The organism is Bosea vaviloviae (assembly GCF_001741865.1).
Classification (GTDB): Bacteria; Pseudomonadota; Alphaproteobacteria; order Rhizobiales; family Beijerinckiaceae; genus Allobosea; species Allobosea vaviloviae.
Genome location: NZ_CP017147.1, coordinates 2,326,729 through 2,346,725, shown reverse-complemented (window position 1 = coordinate 2,346,725; position 19,997 = coordinate 2,326,729). Strand labels below are relative to the sequence as shown.

At 66.5% G+C, this 19,997-nt stretch carries 19 protein-coding genes and 1 pseudogene; 10 read left to right on the top strand and 10 right to left on the bottom strand.

Annotation, left to right across the window (positions count from 1 at the left end; translation table 11 throughout):
* Positions 1–84 precede the first annotated feature (84 nt).
* The 3 genes from rnhA to ispH form a co-directional block, all read right to left on the bottom strand.
* Positions 85–531, bottom strand: coding sequence for a ribonuclease HI (gene rnhA, locus BHK69_RS10950; protein ID WP_083269251.1), 447 nt, complete (start codon positions 529–531; stop codon positions 85–87).
* Between the two features lie 263 nt (positions 532–794).
* Entirely contained in the window at positions 795–1,760 is a 966-nt protein-coding gene (locus BHK69_RS10945; RefSeq protein ID WP_069690125.1) for a homoserine kinase, read from the bottom strand.
* Between the two features lie 24 nt (positions 1,761–1,784).
* Positions 1,785–2,753, bottom strand: coding sequence for a 4-hydroxy-3-methylbut-2-enyl diphosphate reductase (gene ispH, locus BHK69_RS10940; protein WP_244548467.1), 969 nt, complete (start codon positions 2,751–2,753; stop codon positions 1,785–1,787).
* Positions 2,754–2,905: 152 nt separating this feature from the next.
* Between ispH and BHK69_RS10935 the strand changes: the two genes are divergently transcribed.
* From BHK69_RS10935 to BHK69_RS10910, 6 genes and pseudogenes are all read left to right on the top strand, one after another.
* Positions 2,906–3,412: a MarR family winged helix-turn-helix transcriptional regulator gene (locus BHK69_RS10935; RefSeq protein ID WP_069690124.1), complete on the top strand. Its 507-nt coding sequence runs from the start codon at positions 2,906–2,908 to the stop codon at positions 3,410–3,412.
* Positions 3,409–4,092: a glutathione S-transferase family protein gene (locus BHK69_RS10930; RefSeq protein ID WP_069690123.1), complete on the top strand. Its 684-nt coding sequence runs from the start codon at positions 3,409–3,411 to the stop codon at positions 4,090–4,092. Before BHK69_RS10935 ends, BHK69_RS10930 begins: the two co-directional genes overlap by 4 nt.
* A gap of 130 nt (positions 4,093–4,222) precedes the next feature.
* Positions 4,223–6,085 (top strand): monovalent cation:proton antiporter-2 (CPA2) family protein, encoded by a 1,863-nt coding sequence (locus BHK69_RS10925; protein WP_069690122.1) that lies wholly within the window; start codon positions 4,223–4,225, stop codon positions 6,083–6,085.
* Complete coding sequence (locus BHK69_RS10920; protein WP_244548466.1) at positions 6,082–7,503, top strand: MATE family efflux transporter; 1,422 nt, start codon at positions 6,082–6,084, stop codon at positions 7,501–7,503. The genes BHK69_RS10925 and BHK69_RS10920 overlap by 4 nt, the downstream gene beginning before the upstream one ends.
* 52 nt (positions 7,504–7,555) lie before the next feature.
* Positions 7,556–8,485: a DUF937 domain-containing protein gene (locus tag BHK69_RS10915; protein ID WP_069690121.1), complete on the top strand. Its 930-nt coding sequence runs from the start codon at positions 7,556–7,558 to the stop codon at positions 8,483–8,485.
* A gap of 335 nt (positions 8,486–8,820) precedes the next feature.
* A pseudogene (locus BHK69_RS10910) lies at positions 8,821–9,336 on the top strand (hypothetical protein).
* A gap of 116 nt (positions 9,337–9,452) precedes the next feature.
* On the opposite strand, the gene BHK69_RS10905 reads toward BHK69_RS10910, so the two are convergent.
* Both BHK69_RS10905 and BHK69_RS10900 read right to left on the bottom strand, forming a co-directional pair.
* Positions 9,453–11,348, bottom strand: a complete 1,896-nt coding sequence (locus BHK69_RS10905) for a methyl-accepting chemotaxis protein (RefSeq protein WP_158516189.1) — start codon at positions 11,346–11,348, stop codon at positions 9,453–9,455.
* A 336-nt stretch (positions 11,349–11,684) separates the two neighbouring features.
* Positions 11,685–12,068 (bottom strand): DUF1127 domain-containing protein, encoded by a 384-nt coding sequence (locus tag BHK69_RS10900; protein WP_069690119.1) that lies wholly within the window; start codon positions 12,066–12,068, stop codon positions 11,685–11,687.
* 168 nt (positions 12,069–12,236) lie between these two features.
* Here BHK69_RS10900 and BHK69_RS10895 point away from each other — a divergent pair, with 168 nt between their 5' ends.
* On the top strand, positions 12,237–13,118 hold the full coding sequence (locus BHK69_RS10895; RefSeq protein ID WP_069690118.1) for a LysR substrate-binding domain-containing protein: 882 nt from the start codon (positions 12,237–12,239) through the stop codon (positions 13,116–13,118).
* 39 nt (positions 13,119–13,157) lie between these two features.
* On the opposite strand, the gene BHK69_RS31355 is transcribed toward BHK69_RS10895, so the two are convergent.
* From BHK69_RS31355 to BHK69_RS10880, 4 genes are all read right to left on the bottom strand, one after another.
* Complete coding sequence (locus BHK69_RS31355) at positions 13,158–13,319, bottom strand: Flp family type IVb pilin (RefSeq protein ID WP_148663376.1); 162 nt, start codon at positions 13,317–13,319, stop codon at positions 13,158–13,160.
* Positions 13,320–13,400: 81 nt separating this feature from the next.
* Positions 13,401–14,780 carry a glutamate--cysteine ligase gene (locus tag BHK69_RS10890; RefSeq protein WP_069690117.1) on the bottom strand — a complete coding sequence of 460 codons (1,380 nt, stop codon included), beginning with the start codon at positions 14,778–14,780 and terminating at the stop codon, positions 13,401–13,403.
* A gap of 183 nt (positions 14,781–14,963) precedes the next feature.
* Positions 14,964–16,136 (bottom strand): carboxylate-amine ligase, encoded by a 1,173-nt coding sequence (locus tag BHK69_RS10885; RefSeq protein WP_069690116.1) that lies wholly within the window; start codon positions 16,134–16,136, stop codon positions 14,964–14,966.
* 260 nt (positions 16,137–16,396) lie between these two features.
* On the bottom strand, positions 16,397–17,158 hold the full coding sequence (locus tag BHK69_RS10880) for a 16S rRNA (uracil(1498)-N(3))-methyltransferase (RefSeq protein WP_069690115.1): 762 nt from the start codon (positions 17,156–17,158) through the stop codon (positions 16,397–16,399).
* A 185-nt stretch (positions 17,159–17,343) separates the two neighbouring features.
* On the opposite strand from BHK69_RS10880, the gene BHK69_RS31920 reads away from it, so the two are divergent.
* From BHK69_RS31920 to BHK69_RS10865, 3 genes are read left to right on the top strand one after another with little or no spacing between them, the layout of a single operon-like run.
* Positions 17,344–17,829 (top strand): hypothetical protein, encoded by a 486-nt coding sequence (locus BHK69_RS31920; RefSeq protein WP_148663375.1) that lies wholly within the window; start codon positions 17,344–17,346, stop codon positions 17,827–17,829.
* 55 nt (positions 17,830–17,884) lie between these two features.
* The gene (gene ubiA, locus BHK69_RS10870) at positions 17,885–18,847 is read left to right on the top strand and encodes a 4-hydroxybenzoate octaprenyltransferase (RefSeq protein WP_069690114.1); all 963 of its coding nucleotides are present in this window, start codon (positions 17,885–17,887) and stop codon (positions 18,845–18,847) included.
* Positions 18,844–19,296, top strand: a complete 453-nt coding sequence (locus BHK69_RS10865; RefSeq protein WP_069690113.1) for a GNAT family N-acetyltransferase — start codon at positions 18,844–18,846, stop codon at positions 19,294–19,296. Before ubiA ends, BHK69_RS10865 begins: the two co-directional genes overlap by 4 nt.
* A gap of 24 nt (positions 19,297–19,320) precedes the next feature.
* Here the strand turns inward: BHK69_RS10865 and BHK69_RS10860 are convergent, their stop codons facing one another.
* On the bottom strand, positions 19,321–19,842 hold the full coding sequence (locus BHK69_RS10860) for a DUF6101 family protein (RefSeq protein ID WP_148663374.1): 522 nt from the start codon (positions 19,840–19,842) through the stop codon (positions 19,321–19,323).
* Positions 19,843–19,997: the final 155 nt, after the last annotated feature.

Below are 19,997 nucleotides of genomic sequence, written 5' to 3'. Positions count from 1 at the left end.
CTCCGTGGACATGAACCGTTCAGGCCGACGATCCTCTCACAACCTGGTCCGAGCTGGGAAGGGGCGGCGCCATGCCCGTACGCCCTACCGCCCCGGCTTGAACGGCGCCATGCCGGTGCGCGCCAGCGCATCGGCGCGCTCGTTCATCTCGTTGCCGGCATGGCCCTTGACCCATTTCCACTCGATCTTGTGGCGGCCGAGCGCAGCGTCGAGGCGCTTCCAGAGCTCCTCGTTCTTGACCGGCTTCCTGTCGGCGGTCTTCCAGCCGTTCTTCTTCCAGCCATGGATCCAGGCGGTGATGCCCTGGCGCAGATACTGGCTGTCGGTGTGCAGCGCCACGATGCAGGGCCGCGTCAGCGTCTCCAGGGCGGAGATCGCGCCCATCAGCTCCATACGGTTGTTGGTGGTCATGGCCTCGCCGCCCGACAGCTCCTTCTGCGTGCCCTTGAAAGAGAGGATCGCGCCCCAGCCGCCGGGCCCAGGATTGCCCGAGCAAGCTCCGTCCGTCCAAACTTCGACCACGTCGCTCATGGCAGGTCCCGGCGATTTTCTTTTGCGCGAATGGGGCAAGCCCCAAGCGCGCCAGGCCCGGGATTGCCCGAGCAGGCTCCGTCCGTCCAAACTTCGACCACGTCGCTCATGGCAGGTCCCGGCGATTTTCTTTTGCGCGAATGGGGCAAGCCCCAAGCGCGCCAGGCGCGGGATTGCCCGAGCAGGCCCCGTCCGTCCAAACTTCGATGATGTCGCTCATGGCAGGCTCACAGCAGATAGGGGCGCGGGGAAGGCTCGCATCATCATCGCCTCAACCCATAATCCCGTGCATCCGCCACGCGCTGGTGGAAAGCGAGCCTGCGGTCGTATTCGAGCGGGTCGAGCGGCTTCACCAGGGCGCCGGGCGGCACGTTCAGCCAGTCGACCAGCCGCGTCACCAGGAAGCGCAGCGCCGAGCCGCGGCAGAGCTGCGGCAGCGCCGCGACCTCGGTCGGCGTCAGCGGCCTGACGCTCTCATAGCCGGCCAGCAGCGCCTGGCCCTTGGTCAGGTTGAAGGAGGCGTCGGCCTCGAAGCACCAGGAGTTCAGGCAGATGGCGAGATCGTAGGCGAAGGCGTCGGTGCAGGCGAAATAGAAATCGATCAGCCCCGAGAGCCTGTCCTTGATGAAGAAGACGTTGTTGGGGAAGAGATCGGCATGGATGACGCCGCGCGGCAGGTCCTGCGGCCAGGAGTGCTCATGCGCCTCGATCTCGGCCATCACGCGTCGCCCGAGCCCCGGTGAGACCGTGTCGGCTGCGGCACCAGCCTGCTCGGCGAGAGGTCGCCAGCCCGGCACCGCGAGCGAATTCACCCGCTCCATGCCGAAATCCGCGCCGGCCTGGTGCAGCAGAGCGAGCCCGCGCCCGACCTCGGCGCAATGCGTCGCATTGGGGCGGCGCACCGAAATGCCGTCGAGAAAGGTGACGATCGCGGCCGGGCGGCCCGCAAGCTGGCCCACCGCCTGGCCATCCCGGTCCTTGACAGGGAGCGGGCAGATCAGGCCGCGCCTGGCCAGATGCTCCATCAGGCCGATGAAGAAGGGCAGATCGCCTGCATCCACCCGCTCCTCATAGAGCGTCAGGATGAAGAAGGCCTGCGTCGTGTGCAGCAGGAAATTCGAGTTCGAGACGCCCTCGGCGATGCCCTTGACGGCCAGCAGGTCGCCAATGCCGTAGCGCGCCACAAAGGCGGCCAGCTCATCATCAGGTACTTCGGTATAGACGGCCAAAAGCTCGCTCTCTCCTACTCGCGCTCACTCGGCCGCGGTCGGCGCCGCTTCACCGCGCAATTCGCGCGGCAGCGGGAAGAACACGTTCTCATCGGCCGTCGAGACCGTCTCGACGCGCACCTCGTAACGCTCCGCGAAGGCGTCGATGATCTCCTCGACCAGCACCTCCGGCGCACTCGCGCCGGCCGTGATGCCGAGGCTGCGGATGTTGCCGAAGACCGACCAGTCGATCTCGTCGGTGCGCAGAACGAGCCGCGCCGCCGGGCAGCCGGCGCGCTCGGCGACCTCGCGCAGGCGCTGCGAATTCGAGGAATTGGGCGAGCCGACGACGATCAGCGCATCGACCTGCGGCGCGACGCGCTTGACCGCCTCCTGGCGGTTCGTCGTGGCGTAGCAGATGTCTTCCTTATGCGGCGCGATCAGATCGGGAAATCGCGTCTGCAGGGCAGCGACGATCTCGCGGGTGTCGTCCACCGACAGCGTCGTCTGCGTGACATAGGCGAGTGGCTGGCCGACCGGCGGCTCAAGCTTGGCGACATCGTCGAGCGTCTCGATCAAGGTGATCGCACCCGGCGGCAATTGCCCCATGGTGCCGATCACCTCGGGATGGCCGGCATGGCCGACGAGCAGGATGTGGCGGCCGCGCTTGTGATGCACCTCCGCCTCGCGATGCACCTTGGTGACCAGCGGACAGGTCGCGTCGATGGCGAAGAGATTGCGCTCGCCGGCTTCGGCGGGAACCGATTTCGCCACGCCATGGGCGGAGAAGATCACCGGCCGCGTCGCATCGGGCACCTGCGACAATTCGGAGACGAAGACCGCGCCCTTCCGCTTCAGCGATTCGACGACGTATTTGTTGTGCACGATCTCATGGCGGACATAGACCGGCGCGCCATGCAGGATCAGCGCCTTCTCGACCGCGTCGATGGCGCGCACAACCCCGGCGCAGAAGCCGCGGGGAGCACAGAGCAGGATGTCGAGCGGCGGTTTCACGCGCGGATATCGTTCCAGAGAATGAGCGTCTTCTTTCGGGGTGAAAGGGGCGATGTCAAGGAAACCGCGCATCGGCGGCCGCATAGCCGGGCAGCCATCGCAGCCGGTGCGCCTTATTGACAGATAAGTTGATATCAACTTATTTTCATTGCATGTCCGCCGTCGTGATCCCGTTCGAGACGACCCTGATGGTCCGCGACCGCTGCCTGTGCCTGCACGCGCAGCGCGCGGCACGCGTTCTGGCGCGGCGCTTCGACGAGGCATTGCGCCCATACGGCCTGACCAATGAGCAATTCTCGCTGCTGATGGCGCTCAACCGCCCGACTGCGGCCTCGATCAGCCAGATCGCCAGCGTGCTCGGCGCCGACCGCACCACCTTGACCGCAGCCCTGAAGCCGCTGATGCGCGACGGGCTTGCGACGATCCATGCCGACACCAGGGACCGCCGGGCTCGCCGGGCGGCCCTGACGCCGGCCGGCCATGAGCGGCTCGCAACCGCGCTGCCGGTCTGGCTTGCCATGCACGAGGCTCTGGAGGCGACGCTCGACGCTCCGGACCCTGCACAAACGCGACACGGTCTCACCCTCCTGGCTGCTTGGCCGGGCATGACTTGGCCGGGCATGACCGCCAGTTCGCACAACCAGGAGAGAACGCCATGACGACCCAAGTCTCCACGCCCCATGTCCCCACGCCCCATGTCTCCGCCTTCCGCTGGGTTCCGCCCTTCGCGCAGGGCCATGTCCGCGACCTGCGCGTGCGCTGGGCGCTGGAAGAAGCCGGCATCCCCTATGAGGCGACGCTGATCGGCCGCGACGACCAGACGTCCGAGGATTATCGCGCCTGGCAGCCCTTCGGCCAGGTGCCGGCCTATCGCGACGGCGGCGTCGAGATGTTCGAATCGGGCGCGATCGTGCTCTATCTGTCGCGGAAATCGACGGCGCTGGCGCCCGAGGACGAAGCCGGCCGCGCCCGCGTGACGACCTGGGTCCTGGCGGCCTTGAACTCGATCGAGCCGCATGTCTCCGGGCTCGCCAGCACCGACATCTTCCACAAGGGCGAGGCCTGGACGATCGAGCGTCGGCCACAGATCGTCGAGATGGTGGTCATGCGCCTGCAGGCGCTGAGCAACTGGCTCGCAGGCAAGGACTATCTCGACGGACGCTTCACGGCCGGCGACCTCATCATGGCGACGGTGCTGCGCGATGTGCCCGACGACATCCTCGCGCGCTTCCCCACGCTCGAAGCCTATCGCGCGCGCTGCCTGGCTCGCCCGGCCTTCGCCCGCGCGCTGGAGGCGCAGCTGGCGCCATTCCGCCAGAACGCGCCGGCCGCCGCCTGACCGGCATCGCGCGCAGGCTCGGCATTGCGATAAACCATGGTCGAGGGCGCACAGCCCTCGCAGGATCGCCATCGACCACCTAGATTGGGGCGTCGGCCCTGGAGCCGTCCCCCCAACCGATGAGCGCTCCATGGCCGACGTCTCCCATACCAGCTACCTGCCGCCGATCCTGACCTTCTGCGCCGGCGCGGTGATCGCCGTGCCGCTGTTCCGCCGGGTCGGACTTTCGGCGGTGCTGGGTTATCTCGCGGCCGGCATCATCATCGGCCCCTCGGTGCTGGCCGTGATCAAGGACCCCGACGCGATCCGCGGCACAGCCGAGATCGGCGTCGTGCTGCTGCTCTTCCTGGTCGGGCTCGAATTGCAGCCCTCGCGGCTCTATTCGATGCGCAAGGACATTCTCGGCGCGGGCCTCGCCCAGATGGCACTGAGCGCCGGCGTCATCGGCGCGGCAGCCTGGTGGTTCGGCCTGTCCGTCGGTGGGGCGGTCGCGGTCGGGCTGGCGCTGGCGCTGTCTGCGACCTCGATCGCGCTGCAATTGCTGGAGGAGCGCGGCGACGGCAACGAGCCCTATGGCCGGCGTACCTTCTCGATCCTGCTGTTCCAGGACATCTCGATCGCGCCCGCTCTGGCGATCCTGCCGCTGCTGGCGACGACGACCGAGGCCAAGCCCGGCGGTGCAGGCCAGGCCCTCGCAGGTCTGGGCATAGCCTTCCTCGCCATCGCCGTGATCGTACTGGCGGGGCGCTATGTGCTGAACCCGTTCTTCCGCATCCTGGCCAAGACCGGCGCCAAGGAGGTGATGACGGCTGCCGCCCTCTTCATTGTGCTGGGCGCTGCGCTGCTGATGGAGCATGTCGGGCTCTCCATGGCGATGGGCGCGTTCCTGGCCGGCGTGCTGCTGGCCGATTCGCATTTCCGCCATGAGCTCGAGGCCGATATCGAGCCGTTCCGCGGCGTGCTGCTCGGCCTGTTCTTCATGGCGGTCGGCATGTCGCTCGACTTGAAGCTCGTGCTCGACAACTGGCTGCTGCTGGCCTTGGCCGCGCCGCTCCTGGTGCTGTTCAAGATTGCGGTCGCGGCTTCGATCCTGCGCGCCTCCTGCTCCTCGATGACGGAGGCCGTGCGGGCGGGCGCCCTGCTCTCGCCGGCCGGAGAGTTCGCCTTCGTGCTGCTGCCGCTGGGTGTCTCGCTCGGACTGCTCGACGAGCGCCAGGGCGCGATCGCGACAGCGCTGGCGGCGATCTCGATGCTGATCGGCCCGGTCGTCGCCAAGCTCATCGACGGCATCCTGCTCGCGCGCCTCGCGCCCGAGACGATGGATGAGGATTTCGAGGGCGTCGGCGCGCCTTCCGTCGTCGTCATCGGCTTCGGCCGCTTCGGCCAGATCGTGACGCAGGCGCTGCTTTTGCAGCATGTCGACGTCACCGTCATCGATTCCGATGTCGAGCGCATCCGCTCCGCCGCCAAGTTCGGCTTCAAGATCTATTATGGCGACGGCACGCGGCTCGACGTGCTGCGCGCGGCGGGAACGGGCAAGGCCCGCATCCTGTGCATCTGCATCGACGACAAGGACGCGGCCCTGCGCATCGTCGAGATGGCCAAGGCCGAATTCCCGAATGTGCGCCTGCATGCGCGCGCCTATGACCGCATCCACGCCATCGACCTGATGAAGGCCAATGTCGACTACCAGATGCGCGAGACCTTCGAATCCGCGCTCGGCTTCGGCCGCGTCACGCTGGAAGGGCTCGGGCTGAACTATGACGAGGCGAGCCTGGTGATCGACCATGTCCGCGACCGCGACGCCCAGCGCATGGAGATCCAGTTCACGGAAGGCATCGCCGCCGCGCTCAACAAGGTGCCGCGCGTCACGCCCGAGCCGCTGGTCCAGCCCAAGGGCAAATCCAAGGCGCTCACCCCCGAGACCCAGGAGGTCATCGAGGATGGCGGGGCCGAGGTCGCGGTCGGCGGCGTCGGCGAGCCCGAGCGGTGAGCGCGCGCCCAGTCGAGCCGCAGGCGGTCTTCGTCAGCGGCTCGATCATGCGTCATGTCGCGGTGATGACCGCGACCAGCTCGGCCGGGCTGATGGCGGTCTTCGTCGTCGACCTCCTGTCGCTGCTCTACGTCTCCTGGCTCGGCCGGCCGGAGGCGACGGCAGGCGTCGGCTACGCCACCATCGTCCTGTTCCTGATGATCTCGATCAATATCGGGATGATGATCGCGGTCACGGCCCTGACGGCGCGTGCGCTCGGCGCGGGCGACCGCGGCAGCGCGAGACGCCTCGCCGGCTCGACGCTTGCGCTGATGACGCTGGCGGCATTGGCGCTGAGCATCATCGTCCTGCCTGGACTGCCCTGGCTGCTGCGCGGGCTCGGCGCCCATGGCGAATCCTATGCGGTGGCCTATTCCTTTCTCTGGATCGTGCTGCCCTCGAATCTGCTGATGGCGCTCGGCATGGGCTTTTCCGGCGTGCTGCGCGCCGTCGGCGATGCCAGGCGCGCCATGTTCGTCACGCTCGGCGGCGGGCTGGCGACCGCTGTGCTCGACCCGCTCTTCATCTTCGGGCTCGGTCTCGGCCCCAATGGCGCCGCCTGCGCCATCGTTCTGGCGCGCATCATCATCGCGGCGGTCGGCTTCCATGGCGCGGTCAAGGTTCACGACATCGTCGCCAGACCCACCTACGCCGCGCTTGCGGAGGATACGGGCAAGACCATGGCGATCGCGGGGCCGGCGATCCTGACCAATCTGTCGACGCCGATCGCCAACGCCGTCTTCGCCGGCCTGATGGCGCGTTTCGGGGATGCCGCGATCGCGGCGCTGGCGATCATCGACCGGCTCGTGCCCGTTGCCTTCGGTGCGCTGTTTGCGCTGTCGGGCGCAGTCGGGCCGATCCTCGGCCAGAACTGGGGCGCCGGCCGCTTCGACCGGATGCGGCGCGGCCTGACCGACTCGGCCCTCTTCGCGGTCGCCTGCGTCGTCGCCGCCTGGCTCCTGCTCGTGCTGCTGCGCGGGCCAATCGTCACGGTCTTCGCCGCGACGGGGCTGACGGCGGAGCTGGTGGCGTTCTTCTGCCTGATCGCGGGGCCGATGTGGATTTTCGTCGGCCTGCTCTTCGTCGCCAACGCCGCCTTCAACAATCTCGGCATGCCGCTGCTCTCGACGCTGTTCAGCTGGGGCCGGGCCACGCTCGGCACGATACCGCTCGCCTTCGTGGGAGCCCATTATGCCGGGCCGAAGGGTGCGCTGATCGGCTGCGTCTTCGGCGCCGTCGTCTTCGGCGTCGTCGCGCTTGTCTTCGCCTATCGCGGCATCGCCCGGCTGGAGCGCGAGAGCGCGTCACGCGCCGCTTCCCTTGCCTCGCGAACTGGCGCTGCTATCGTTCCGTTCCAGGCGGCGGCAGACCGCAGATAGATCATCGCATCGCTCCCGCTTTCCGGCGCGATGCCTGAACCGGAGGCGCGCCATGATGAACCTGTTCGAGATGATGCAGCAGGCCCAGAATGGGCAGGCCATGCAGAACATCGCCCGGCAATACGGGCTCAGCCAGCAGCAGACGCAGTCGGCGATCGAGGCCTTGCTGCCCGCCTTCTCGATGGGGCTGCAGCGCCAGACGCAGGATCCCCAGGCCTTCGGGAACCTGGCGCAGATGATGACCGCGACGCCCTTCGGACAAATGTTCGAGACCGGCGGCGGTGCCATTCCCAACCACGCCCAGACGATGGGCAACGATGTGCTGAGCCAGCTCTTCGGCTCCAAGGATGTCAGCAACGCCGTCGCGGCGCAGGCGGCCGCGACGAGCGGCGTCGGCCAGGCCATCCTCAAGCAGATGCTGCCGGTGATCGCCTCCATGGTGATGGGCGGGCTGTTCAAATCGGCGAGTAATCAAGGCCTCGGCGGCATCCTCGGCCAGTTCACCGAGATGATGCGCGGGCAGATGCCCGGCCAGCAGCCCACATCGCCCCCGCCCCAGCAGGCCCCCGCCAACCCGCTCGAGGCCATTCTCGGCGGGCTGTTCGGCAACAGCCAGGCTCCGGGCCAGACCCAGGGCGGCCCCTTCGGCGGTGGGCAGATGCCGGGCGGCCAGGCCGGCGGCAACCCGCTCAACCCACTGGATGGCGGGCTGCTCGGCCAGATCCTGACCGGCATGCTGGGCGGCGCGCAACAGCCGGACGCCCAGCCCGCGCCGGCCCCGACGAGCCGCAGCGCTCAAGCCCAGCCGCAAGAAGAGCAACCCGACGACGCGCCGCCGCCCTCCTCGGCGACCGGACCGGGCTCGATCGGGCTCGATGCGCTGAACCAGATGTTCGAGCATGGCCGGCAGGTGCAGGACAGCCATCAGGACGCGCTGAAATCGATCTTCGACGGCATGTTCGGTGGTCCGGGCCGGCGCTGAAAAGGAAAGCGGGCGCCGAAGCAACAAGCGCCCGCTCGCTCCAGAGCGACCTCGCGCTCGACACCTGTTGGCCCCCGGGAATTGCCCTTGCTTTGATAGCCGGTCCTGGCGATCCGGTATGGCGCGCGCGATTCAGGGCGTGGCGTGTTTGATTCAAAAAGTTGAGAGCATTGCTCACGCGAAAAACCGGTAACCACTTTTTCGCGCAATGCTCCGCGCCTGATCGGAATGCTCCAACAAGGGCATGGATGCTCTCAGGTCGACCGACACCGCAATTCGTTTTGTCCCGAAGCTCAGCCGCGGGCCATCCGGCCCCGCTCCAATGGAATTGACCAATGCCTACGCCCACATCTCTCTATCGCGGTCTTTCCACAGCCTGTGCAGCGATTGCTGCGCTGTAGGCCGGCAGCACCATGGCGGTTGCCGCCAATTCGACATTCTATGAGGCGGCCCTGTGCAAGCCGCCTTATTCCCTGACGTCGTCGACCGCGATCTATGAAGCCGCCGAAAAGCTTGCAAAGCCCGATACATCGTCGATGGGAGCCGCGATCTACAAAATCCCGCAGATCGGCCGCGACGGGTTCGAAAGCGACGAGGTGTTTTTCGCCAACGGCGCGGTCGGCGTCCTGATCAAGGGCCTGCGCGCCGATGAGCTCGCCGCGAAATACAAGTTGAAGCGCGAGACATCGGATCTGCTCGGCACATCCAGCAAGGGCTATGCGCGGCCGCTTGCGAAGAAGCTGCAGCCCCCCGCGGGTCTTGCCGGCCCGGGCAAGGTCTCCATCGTGGCGCGCGAGAGCGCCGCGCTGCCCGGCAAGACCTTGCTGGGTTGTGAATTCATCGCGGATTGAAAGTAGCGGTTTCGCCGGGTTCAATTGAACCTACAACGCCGGGCCGAATATCGTATTCAGTCCGGCGCTGTCATGAAGGTGGCGGTTTTGCACCGCTATCAAACAGCTGACACGCCTCAGGCGACGCGGCGCGACTGCCAGTTCGCGTCCTGGCGCGCCATGACCCCGGCGAGTTCGCGCAATCCTTGAGTATCGGCATTGGTGCGGAAACTCGCGACCAGCTCGTTGAGGCGCTGAATCTGGTCCGACAAGGCCGTGGCCGAGGCCGCGCTCTCCTCGGCGAGCGCCGCATTCTGCTGGGTCATCTCATCCATATGCGCCACGGTCTGGCTCATCTCCTCGATGCCATTGGCCTGTTCGGCGGAAGCGGCCGAGATGTCGGAGACGGTGGCGGAAACCTTGCGCGAGGCCTCTACGATGCGCTCCAGCACCTCGCCTGCGGAGCGGACGAGGCCGACGCCCTGCGCGACCTCAGCACCGGATTCGGTGATCAGGGCGGTGATGTCCTTGGCCGCGGCTCCCGAGCGCTGCGCCAGGGTGCGGACCTCGGAGGCGACCACCGCAAAGCCCTTGCCGGCGTCACCGGCGCGGGCGGCTTCAACCGCGGCGTTGAGCGCCAGCAGGTTGGTCTGGAAGGCGATCTCGTCGATGACGGAGATGATGTCGGAGATCTTGCGGGAGGCCGCCTCGATCCGGGTCATCGCATCGACCGCCTCGCCGACGATCGCCCCGCCCTTGCGCGCCACGTCCATCGCCTCGTCGGCGAGCGCAACGGCCTGCCTCGAGGCCGTGGCCGCGGCCTTCACCGAGGCTGCGAGTTCCTCCGTGGTGGCCGCCGTCTCCTCGAGCGATGAGGCCTGTTCTTCCGTCCGCTTCGACAGATCGTCGGCACCCATATTGATCTCGCGCGCCGCGTTGCCGACATCGCCGGACGTCGCCTGGATCGTTCTGACCGTCTCTGAGAGATGACTAAGGGCGAGGTTGAAGTCGTCGCGCAATTTCTCGTATTCAGCAGCCACCTCAGCGTCGATGCGGTGGGTCAGATCGCCCTGCGAGAGCAGGTCGAGCCCGTTCGCCAGCAGATCCATGACCTGCCGCTGCTCCGCCGCCAGCCGCTCCTGCTCGCGCGCATGCCCAGCCCGCTCCTGCTCGATCGCCAGGCGCTGCGCATCCGAGGCTTCGCGACCTTCCGCAGTCTCTGCCTCAAGGCGCTGGACCGCCAGGCCATTGTCCTTGAAGATCTGGACGGCGCGCGCCATCGCGCCGATCTCGTCCTTGCGGGTCTGGCCCTCGATGGCGACCTGGTAGTCGCCGCCAGCGAGATCGCCCATGCGCTGTTTCAGCAGGTCAAGCGGCCGCGTGATCGACTGACGCACCAGCACCATGGCTCCAATCAGTCCAAGCAGCATGCCGAGCGCGGACAATCCAAGCACGAGATAATCGAGCGTCTGGGCCTCGGCGTCGAGCTCGCCGGAGGTCTTTTCCGTATCCGCCTTGACGCTGTCGTTCAGCGCGTCCGCCTCCGCCACGATCTCGCTGATCATCTTGTCGAGCTGCGACATCACGGACAGGGCGGCGAGATCCTCGTCGCGCGCCGCCATGGCGACGATATCGTCGACCTGCGCCTTCAACGCCGTGAATTTTCGCGCCAACGCGTCGAAATCTGCAGCCTTCTGCGGAAAGCTGATCTTCGCATCGGTCAATCGAGCCAGCGCACGATCGTAGGATTTGCGCACGTCCTCGATCGCTGTGGTGTTCTGCTTCATGTAGTCCGGATAGGCGATCGACTTGTAGAGATCGCGCGCGATGTCGCTCATCGCGCGGGTGGCGCGGGCTGCATCGAGGATCGCGGTGGTGCGCTGGGAAATCAGGTCGGAATAGGTCTTCTGGATCCGGCCATATTCGCGACCGCCATAAATGGCGGTGGCCAGGCTGATCGCACCGATGATGATCAGGGGGATGGCGATTTTCGTCCGAATGGCCAGATCCTGAAGGCGCAACGAAAATCGCATGTCCGACATCCCCGCATCGCAATGATACGCGCTCTCCCGGCGCGGCATGGGCAGGAGGTTTTGCCGAGTTTGGTGAATTTTGAGTTAGGCTTGGCCTCGCTGGTGCGTAAAAGCGTTCAAATCAGCAAGAATCCATGGAACAGGGCGAATATCGGCAACGCCCCTGCCGCAACGGCACCGATGGCACCCAAGGGCTAGGCCGGGATGCTGCGGCGCTAGAGCCGGATCAATGCGAAAAACGGTTCCCCCTTTTTCGCATCCTGCTCTTGCGGCACGGACATGAAAAAGGGCGGAAGCACGAAGCCTCCGCCCACAGGAACGCGCAGCCCCAAGGGGTCAGGCGCTGCACGCAACCGCTTGCTTGGTGACTGATTGCCTGGTGACCGGCCCGACCTTCATGGCGGGAGCCTTCACCTGAGCCTGCCGAGCCCCTTCCGCGCGCCGCGCCGAAGCGACGCCCGAACGCGCACCGGAGCGGGCGGCGAGAATGGTCGAGGGATCGTCCAGCCAGGAGGTGGCGAGCGCGCCTTCGACATCGGACCGGACGAGGCCGATATCCTTGAGACCACGCTCGTCCAGCTCTGTCAGGCGCAGAACCTCGCGGCGATGGATGATTGCTTTCGTGAGCGACGTTACGCCGGCAAACCCTCGCGCAGCGATGCGCGTGACGACACCCAAAACGGACGCGAACGGCTTCGTGGCAATGGTCATGATCAGCATAACGACCTCCTAAGGGTCCAAATAACGGGTATTCCCAAGCCCCGCCCGGACGCACCGCTGGCAAGACCTCGAAACTGACCAAAGGATAGCTTTCCGCTGGTCATAAGCCAAACGAATGCTTATGATGCTTCACAACACGGATATTGATGATCCAGTTTGGGGGCCGCCATGGCGCATGTTCTCGACGCCGACCAGCTCAAGACCTTCGTCGCCATCGCCGATACAGGCTCCTTCACCCGCGCCGCCGAGATCGTATTCAAGACGCAATCGGCCGTCTCCATGCAGATGAAGCGGCTTGAGGAGCGCGTCGGCCGGCCGCTCTTCGGGCGCGACGGCCGCCATGCCAAGCTGACCGAGGATGGCGAGCGCCTGCTCGACTATGCCCGCAGGATCGTGCGGCTGAACCTCGAATGCGTCGCGAGCTTCACCGATGCCGACCTCAAGGGCCGCATCCGGCTCGGCGTGCCCGACGACTATGCCGACCGCTATTTGCCCGAGATTCTGGCCCGCTTCGCCCGCTCCAACCCGCGCGCCGAGGTCACCGTCGTCTGCGAGCCGACGCCGATGCTGGCCGAGCGGATCGCCACCGGCGACATCGACCTCGCCATCATCACCCATGTCGAGAGTCGCGGCCAGGGCGAGATCATCCGCATCGAGCCGCTGCTCTGGGTAACCTCGGCGCGCCATGGCGTGCATGAGGAGGATCCGCTGCCATTGGCGCTCGGCCGCCCGACCTGCAACTGGCGGCAGGCCGCCGTCGAGGCACTGGAGACCAAGGGCCGGCGCTTCCGCGTGCTTTATGCGAGCTGGAATTCGACAGCGGTGGGCGCGGCGGTGATCGCAGGGCTTGCCGTCTCGGTCCTGCCGGAAAGCGCGGTCAGGCCCGGCATGCGCATACTGGGACCGACGGATGGCTATGCGACGCTGCCATCCTGCAAGATCGGTCTGCTGCGCACGCGCTTCGACCCCTCGGTTCTGTCCAATGCGCTGGCTGAGCACATCATCCAGAGCCTCGACAATCTGCAAAGCTTCAAGACAGCGGCGGAATAGGGACGGGGGTAGCGCCGGATCAAGGCCGGGCGCTGCGCTTCAGGGACCGAAGCCGGCCGCCACCGACTGGAAGAAGCCCAGCACCGACTGGCCAATCTGCGTCGCCCAGACCACGATCGTGAGCGATATCAGACTCACGACCAGGCCATACTCGATCGCCGTTGCGCCGCGCGCATCGCTGGCAAAGTCGGAAATGGCCATTCTGATCCGTTCCATGTTTTGGAAATACCGAACAAATTCGGCCAAATCGTTAACATGGCTGCCGAAATCGGCTCGAATGCCTTACAGAGCAAGCGCCGGGAACAGGGGCGCGATCTCTCCCGACCACTCGTCCTCGAAGCGTGACGCGAGTTGCTGCGCAAGGGTGCGGTCCTGCGCGACGATCGCATCGAGCGGCGCGAGGAAACCCGTCTCGTCCCGCCCCGCGCCATCCAGCCGCGCCCGCCGGGCGAGGCCGCCGCGCGCCAGCGCCAGCACGTCCCGCGCCAGATCCCGCAGCATACGCCCGCCGATGCGCGCTTCGAGGCCAGCTTTCGGCACCGCATCGCGCAGCGCCTGGCGCTCCTCGGCGCTCCAACCCTTGACCAGATCCCAGGCCGCATCCAGCGCGACCTGGTCGTAGAGCAGGCCGACCCAAAAGGCCGGCAGGGCGTTCAGCATCTCGGGCGGCCCGGCATCGGCGCCGCGCATCTCGAGGAAGCGCTTGAGCCTGACCTCGGGGAACAGCGTCGAGAGATGGTTCGCCCAGTCGGAGATCGTAGCGCGCTCACCCGGCAATTGCGCAAGCTTGCCCGCAAGCAGATCGCGGAAGGAAGCGCCGGCGACGTCGTGATAGACCGCGCCGCGCTTGACGAAATACATGGGAACGTCGAGCGCCCAGTCGACATAACCCTCATAGGACATGCCCTCGTCGAAGGCGAAGGCAAGCATGCCGGAGCGCGCCTTGTCGGTATCGAGCCAGATCTCCGAACGCACCGACTGAAGGCCGTTGAGCTTGCCCTCGGTGAAGGGCGAGGCAGCGAAGAGCGCCGTCGCCAGTGGCTGCAGGGCGAGCGAGACCCTGAGCTTCCTGACCATGTCGGCCTCGGTCGCGAAATCGAGGTTCACCTGCACGGTGCAGGTGCGGAACATCATGTCGAGGCCGCGCGTGCCGACCTTGGGCATGTAGTTCGCCATGATCTTGTAGCGGCCCTTGGGCATCATCGGCGTCTGGGCGCGCGTCCAGAGCGGCGAGTGGCCGAGCGCGACGAAGTCGATGCCATGGGGCGCGGCGATCGCCTTGACGTCGGCGAGATGGTTAGCGAGCTCATCGGCGGTATCGTGCAGCGTCTCGACCGGCGCGCCTGAGAGCTCGAACTGGCCGCCGGGCTCCAGCGAGATCGCGCCGCCGCCTTCAGGGCCGGCAAGGCCGATGATGTGGCCGTCATCGACGATCGGCTCCCAGCCGAGCCTCTCCTGCATGCCTTCCAGCAGATGGCGGATGCCGCCCCTACCGTCGCGCCCCTCGTAAGGCACCGGGGACAGGTCATGCGCATAGAACGGGAACTTCTCATGCTCCGTCCCCATCCTGAACGCGGAGGCCGGCTTCTCGCCGGCGGCGATCCAGGAGATCAATTCGTCCTTGGAACCGATCGGGGTCGAATCGGACACATCGCGAGCCATGGGCGCTCCGGCAGAGTAAGGCATGCAGCCATGCGACCGCCCGCGCATTTCGGCGCGGGCGGGTCAGGCTCGGGAGCGTCAGACATAGGCGAGCCTCAGGCGCTCGACAACGCTTCCCGTCGCGCGTTGATGCAAGAGTGCTCCCCGCGCCAACGCAAGGCGGCCCGGCGCGCCCGGTGGTCCTCAAGCAGCGCCACGCATCGCCGGCTGCCAGCCTGGCGAGAGGGCGACGCCATCGAGGCGGGTCTCGGAGGCCAGCCAATCGACCACGGCGGCAAGCCCCGCCGCCTGCCCGCCGGCCCTCGCCCGGGCCTCCTCGAAGACCGCGAGCTGGACATCGGCGCTGGTGCCCTTCGCCGCCAGCGTGCGGCAATGCGAGAGCTCGGCCTTGCAGCCGAGCGCGGCGGCATCATCAGCGAGATCGCCGAGCAGTTCGTCGATCAGGCTCGGCACCGAGCGCATGGTCCGGCTCTCCCCGCAAATCAGCCCGCCATGGATGCCGTAGCGCTGCGCCCGCCAGATATTCTCCGCGGCAATGGCGCGCGCCGCCGGCGTGAGCTCTGCATTCAGCCCGCGACGACGCTGCAGATGGCGGATCAGGCAGCGATAGAGCGCAGCGATGGCGAGCGTGTCGTCGAGCCTTGTGCAGCTGTCGGCGATACGCAATTCGAGCGTCGGATGCTTGTCGGAGGGCCTGATCGCCCACCAGATATAGCTCGCATCCTTGATCGCGCCGGCCGCGACCAGGGTCTCGACATAGCTTCGATAGTCTGCGGCATCGGCGAAGAGCTCGGGCAGGCCGGTGCGCGGCAGTTCGGCATAAGCCGAGAGGCGGTAGCCCATCAGGCCGGTACGCTGCCCCTGCCAGAAGGGTGACGAGGTCGACAGCGCCAGGAGCAGCGGCAGGAACGGCAGGATGCGCACCATCAACCGGATGCGCTCATCCTCGTCCTTGACCTCGACATGGATATGGAGCCCGCAGAGCTGGTTGCGGCTGCCGAGCATCTGCAGATCGCGCATGATCTGGTCGTAACGCGTGGCCTCGGTCGCGCGCTGGCGCGACCAGACGGCGCTGGGATGCGTGCCGCAAGCCAGCAGCAGCATCTCATGTTCGAGGGCAAGGCCGGCCAGCCCCTTCCGCAAGGTCGAGAGCGAATGCCGCGCCTGCGCCATCGATTCGCAGATCGGCGTCGCGACCTCGATCTGCGATTGCAGCATCTCGCGCTGCACCTCGTCGGGAAAGGCGTCCTGGACCGCGGCGAAGAACTTCGGAGAAACCTTGCGGACGATCCCGCGGCTGCCGGCATCGGACAGGAAATATTCTTCTTCGATGCCGAAGCGGTTGGCTTCGTTCATGGTGTCATCCTCGTCGGGCAAAGGGCTACAGGCCGTGCGGACGGGTGGGCTTGCGCCATCGCGCTCTCAGCAAGAATCGCGCACCCCTCGGCAGGAATCGCGCCACAGCCTGGCTGCCAATGAGTCGAGAATACGGCTCCCTTCGCACAATCGCGGAAACGCCCGACACGCCCTGGCGTTCCCGATCACCTGCAGCGCCAGAGCGTTTTCGAGCGAAGCGGATACCGGTTCGCGTGAAGAAAACGCGTTCCAACAAAGAGCTAGCGCGGCCAGTCGCCCAAAACCGCCTGAACGAGCGCCAAAGCCGCCACAGCAGCCGTATCGGCGCGCAAGATGCGCGGTCCCAGCGATATTCTGAGCGTTTTAGGCCGCGCCAGGATGCGCACGCGCTCGGCCTCGTCGAAGCCTCCTTCGGGGCCGATCAGCACGGCAAGCGGGCCGGGCGCGGCGGCAGCCAGCGCCGTGACGGGGCTCTGCACCTTGAGCGGACTCTCTTGGGCCATCGCCTCGTCGCAGAAGATCAGGAGCCTTTCGGGCTCGAGCGCCTCGAGCGCAGCGTCCAGCCCGCATTCGCCCCGAATCTCGGGCAATGACAGGATGCCGCATTGCTCGGCCGCCTCGATCGCATTGGCGCGCAGCCGATCGAGATTGAGCCGCGACACCTGCGTCCTACGGGTCAGAACCGGCTGCAGCAGGCCCGCCCCCATCTCGACGGCCTTCTGCGCGATATAGTCGAGCCGCGCATGTTTCAGCGGGGCGAACAGATAATGCAGATCGGGGGCGTCCGGCTGCGGGCGCGTCTGCCTGAGCAGGCCGAGGCTCGCCTGCTTGCGCCCTTCCGCCGTCAGCGCCGCGAGCCATTCGCCGTCGCGGCCGTTGAATACGATGATGGTGTCGTCGCTCTTCAGGCGCAGCACATTGAGCAGGTAATTCGCCTGTTCGCGCGCCAGCGGCAGGCGCGTGCCAATGGCGAGATCGTCGGCGACATGAAGCCGGTAGCGAGCGAAATCAGGGGTGGACATCGGCGCGGTCATCTCCTGTCACCCGCCGCTGCGCCGCGGAACCAGCGCGAAAACCGCCACAATCCAGGCATAACGGCAAGTGGACTCGCATGGGCGCTTGGCGCTAACACGGTGAGGCTGTTATGAACATTCCGGAGCGGAAACGCTCCCAGCATGAACAATTCGGAGCAAGACATATGCGGCGCATGATGACTTCGAGCAAGATCGCTTCGGGAGTGATCGCGACGCTCGGTCTGGCGGCAGCATCGTTATTCGATGCCGCGCCGGCCGCGGCGCAGGCTACCGGCTGCGAGCAGATCCAGAAGCTGCTGGCGGAGCGCCAGGCGATCGTGGCCTCGCTGAACTCGTCGTCGAGATCCAAGCAGAAGCTCACCCCGGCGCAAGCCTGCAGCACGCTCGGCCGCCTGGTCGGGAACGGCAATGCGGCGCTGAAATTCGCCAGTGCGAACCAGGACTGGTGCCAGATTCCGGCCAGCTTCGTCGATGGTCTGAAGGTCGACAACGACAAGGCCGCCGGCATCCGCAACAATGCCTGCAACGCGGTCAAGCAGCAGGCGGCGATGCAGAAGCGCGCCCAGCAGCAGGCCCAACAGCAGGGCGGTGGCAACCCGTTCGGCGGCGCCGATTCGATCACCGGCGGATCGCTGCGCATTCCCCAGGGCGCGCTTTGACCGCCTCGTGACCTTCGCCCCCGACCCGGCACGGCCCATAGCTTCGACGACAAATATGGTTTCGACGACGGATGCGGCTTCGACAACGGATGCTCCGCTTCCCGACGCCTTGACCGGCCATTGGGTCGATACGCGCGCGCCGCGACGTTTCAGACCCTATCTCAAGCTCGCACGGATCGAGCGGCCGATCGGCTGGCAGCTTCTGCTCCTGCCTTGCTGGTGGTCGGCCGGCCTTGCGGCGATCGCCGACAGGCAGGCCTTCCCCAATCCCTGGCATTGCCTGCTGTTCCTGATCGGCGCCGTGGTGATGCGCGCCGCCGGCTCGACCTTCAACGACATCATCGACCGCAAGCTCGACGCGCAGGTGGCGCGGACACGCGGCAGGCCGCTCCCCTCCGGCCAGGTCTCGGCGACGGCGGCGGCTCTGTTCATGATCGGGCTCTCGCTTGTCGGCCTGCTGGTGCTGCTGCAGTTCAACCGGTTCACGATCGTGACCGGCATCGCCTCGCTGGCGATCGTCGCGATCTACCCTTTCATGAAGCGCATCACCCAGATGCCACAATTCGTGCTCGGCCTGGCCTTCTCCTGGGGCGCGCTGCTCGGCTGGAGCGCGGTCTTCGGCCGGCTCGATCCGCCGGCCTATCTGGTCTATGCGGCAGCGATCCTCTGGACCATCGGCTACGACACGATCTACGCGCTGCAGGATATCGAGGACGACATCATCGCCGGCATCAAGTCGAGCGCGCGCTATTTCGGGCAGTATGGCCGGGAGGCGATCGGAGCCTGCTTCGGGTTCGCGGCGCTGCTGATCGCTGTCGCGACCTGGGTGGTCGGCGGCGGCGTCTTCGCCTGGCTCGGCGTCGCGGGCTTCGCGGCGCATCTTGGCTGGCAGGTTTCGCAGATCAGCGGCGTGACGCCGATGCTGGCGCTGCGCCTGTTCCGCTCGAACTGGCATACCGGATTGCTGCTGGCGGCCGGCTTCGCGCTCGATGCGCTGGTTCGGTTCGGGCTTGCGTGACCAGCCCCGGCCTGTCCTTGCGAGAGGTCACCGCCGCATCCGTCCGCGCGATCTGCGCATTGAAGGTTGCCGACAGCCAGAACGGTTATGTCGCGGCCAATGCGGTCTCGATCGCTCAGGCCTATTTCGAGCCGACCGCAGTGTTCAGAGCGGCCTATGCGGGCGAGACGCCGGTCGGCTTCATCATGTGGCGCCCGGGTTCCGATGATCCCGATCGCGTCATCAGCTTATGGCGCTTCATGATCGACCGGGACCATCAAGGCAAAGGCTACGGCAAAGCAGCGCTCAGCCTATGGCTGCAACAGCGTCGCGAGGACGGTATCCGCTTGGTGACGACGAGCGTCGTCCTTGGGCCTGCAAGCCCGCTGGACTTCTATCGCTCGCTCGGCTTCGACCTGACGGGTGAAATCCGGCCAAACGGCGAAAGCCTGCTCTCGCTGAGGCTGTGATGCCGGCGGGACGCCGTAGGACGATCAATCCGTCAGACGCTCACCGGCGACGACGACCGGGCGCTCGCTGAGGCGGCCGGTCTTGCGCCGCACCAGGAAGCGCGGCCGGCGGCCATTGAGGAAGGAATGACGCCGCCTGATCCGCACCGGGCCGAGCGCGAGCCGGCCGAGCTGCGGGTAAGGCTCGGAGATCACCCCGTCGCTGGTCTCGATCAGCAGGGGCAAGCCGCTGGCGCGGCCGCAATCGCGCCAGATCGCGACGACGTCGTCCTGATCCAGTACAGCGACCGTGATCGAGCGGCCGTCACCGGCCGTCAACGCCAGTTCGAAGCGCTCATCCTCGCGCCCGGTATTCGTCATGCGCATCGCGATGCCGCGCCATCCGGCGCCACCGCGCAGGATCCTGACCGAGGCGATACGTTCGATCCGCGGCGCGTCTGGCTGCGCCGGCATCGGGTTTTTCGGAACGGTGGTCGTGTGTGTCGGGCGGCCGGAGAGACCTGACGCAAAGCCGGTCTCTCCGGCAGCCGGCGTGACGCTGGCCATCGGTATAACGCCTCTCTATGTCCCTGCCGCTACGGAGCCCTCTGTGCAGTCCGGGGCTCTCGTGCTTGCAGGTCGAGATTGCGTCCAAGCTCTCTCCGAGCGCTTAAGCGGTTGGGTTAAAGGAGCGTGTTTTTCGGCCTGGGCGCCCCTGAATG

Coding starts and splice junctions, on each gene's coding strand:
- BHK69_RS10890 (WP_069690117.1), bottom strand. CDS start 14,780: ATGGCTCGCGATGTGTCCGATTCGACCCCGATCGGTTCCAAGGACGAA.
- BHK69_RS10935 (WP_069690124.1), top strand. CDS start 2,906: ATGTCCGCCGTCGTGATCCCGTTCGAGACGACCCTGATGGTCCGCGAC.
- BHK69_RS31920 (WP_148663375.1), top strand. CDS start 17,344: ATGATGACTTCGAGCAAGATCGCTTCGGGAGTGATCGCGACGCTCGGT.
- BHK69_RS10880 (WP_069690115.1), bottom strand. CDS start 17,158: ATGTCCACCCCTGATTTCGCTCGCTACCGGCTTCATGTCGCCGACGAT.
- BHK69_RS10925 (WP_069690122.1), top strand. CDS start 4,223: ATGGCCGACGTCTCCCATACCAGCTACCTGCCGCCGATCCTGACCTTC.
- BHK69_RS10900 (WP_069690119.1), bottom strand. CDS start 12,068: ATGCTGATCATGACCATTGCCACGAAGCCGTTCGCGTCCGTTTTGGGT.
- BHK69_RS10915 (WP_069690121.1), top strand. CDS start 7,556: ATGATGAACCTGTTCGAGATGATGCAGCAGGCCCAGAATGGGCAGGCC.
- BHK69_RS10885 (WP_069690116.1), bottom strand. CDS start 16,136: ATGAACGAAGCCAACCGCTTCGGCATCGAAGAAGAATATTTCCTGTCC.
- ubiA (WP_069690114.1), top strand. CDS start 17,885: ATGGTTTCGACGACGGATGCGGCTTCGACAACGGATGCTCCGCTTCCC.
- BHK69_RS10860 (WP_148663374.1), bottom strand. CDS start 19,842: ATGGCCAGCGTCACGCCGGCTGCCGGAGAGACCGGCTTTGCGTCAGGT.
- rnhA (WP_083269251.1), bottom strand. CDS start 531: ATGAGCGACGTGGTCGAAGTTTGGACGGACGGAGCTTGCTCGGGCAAT.
- BHK69_RS10905 (WP_158516189.1), bottom strand. CDS start 11,348: ATGCGATTTTCGTTGCGCCTTCAGGATCTGGCCATTCGGACGAAAATC.
- BHK69_RS31355 (WP_148663376.1), bottom strand. CDS start 13,319: ATGGCCATTTCCGACTTTGCCAGCGATGCGCGCGGCGCAACGGCGATC.
- BHK69_RS10930 (WP_069690123.1), top strand. CDS start 3,409: ATGACGACCCAAGTCTCCACGCCCCATGTCCCCACGCCCCATGTCTCC.
- BHK69_RS10895 (WP_069690118.1), top strand. CDS start 12,237: ATGGCGCATGTTCTCGACGCCGACCAGCTCAAGACCTTCGTCGCCATC.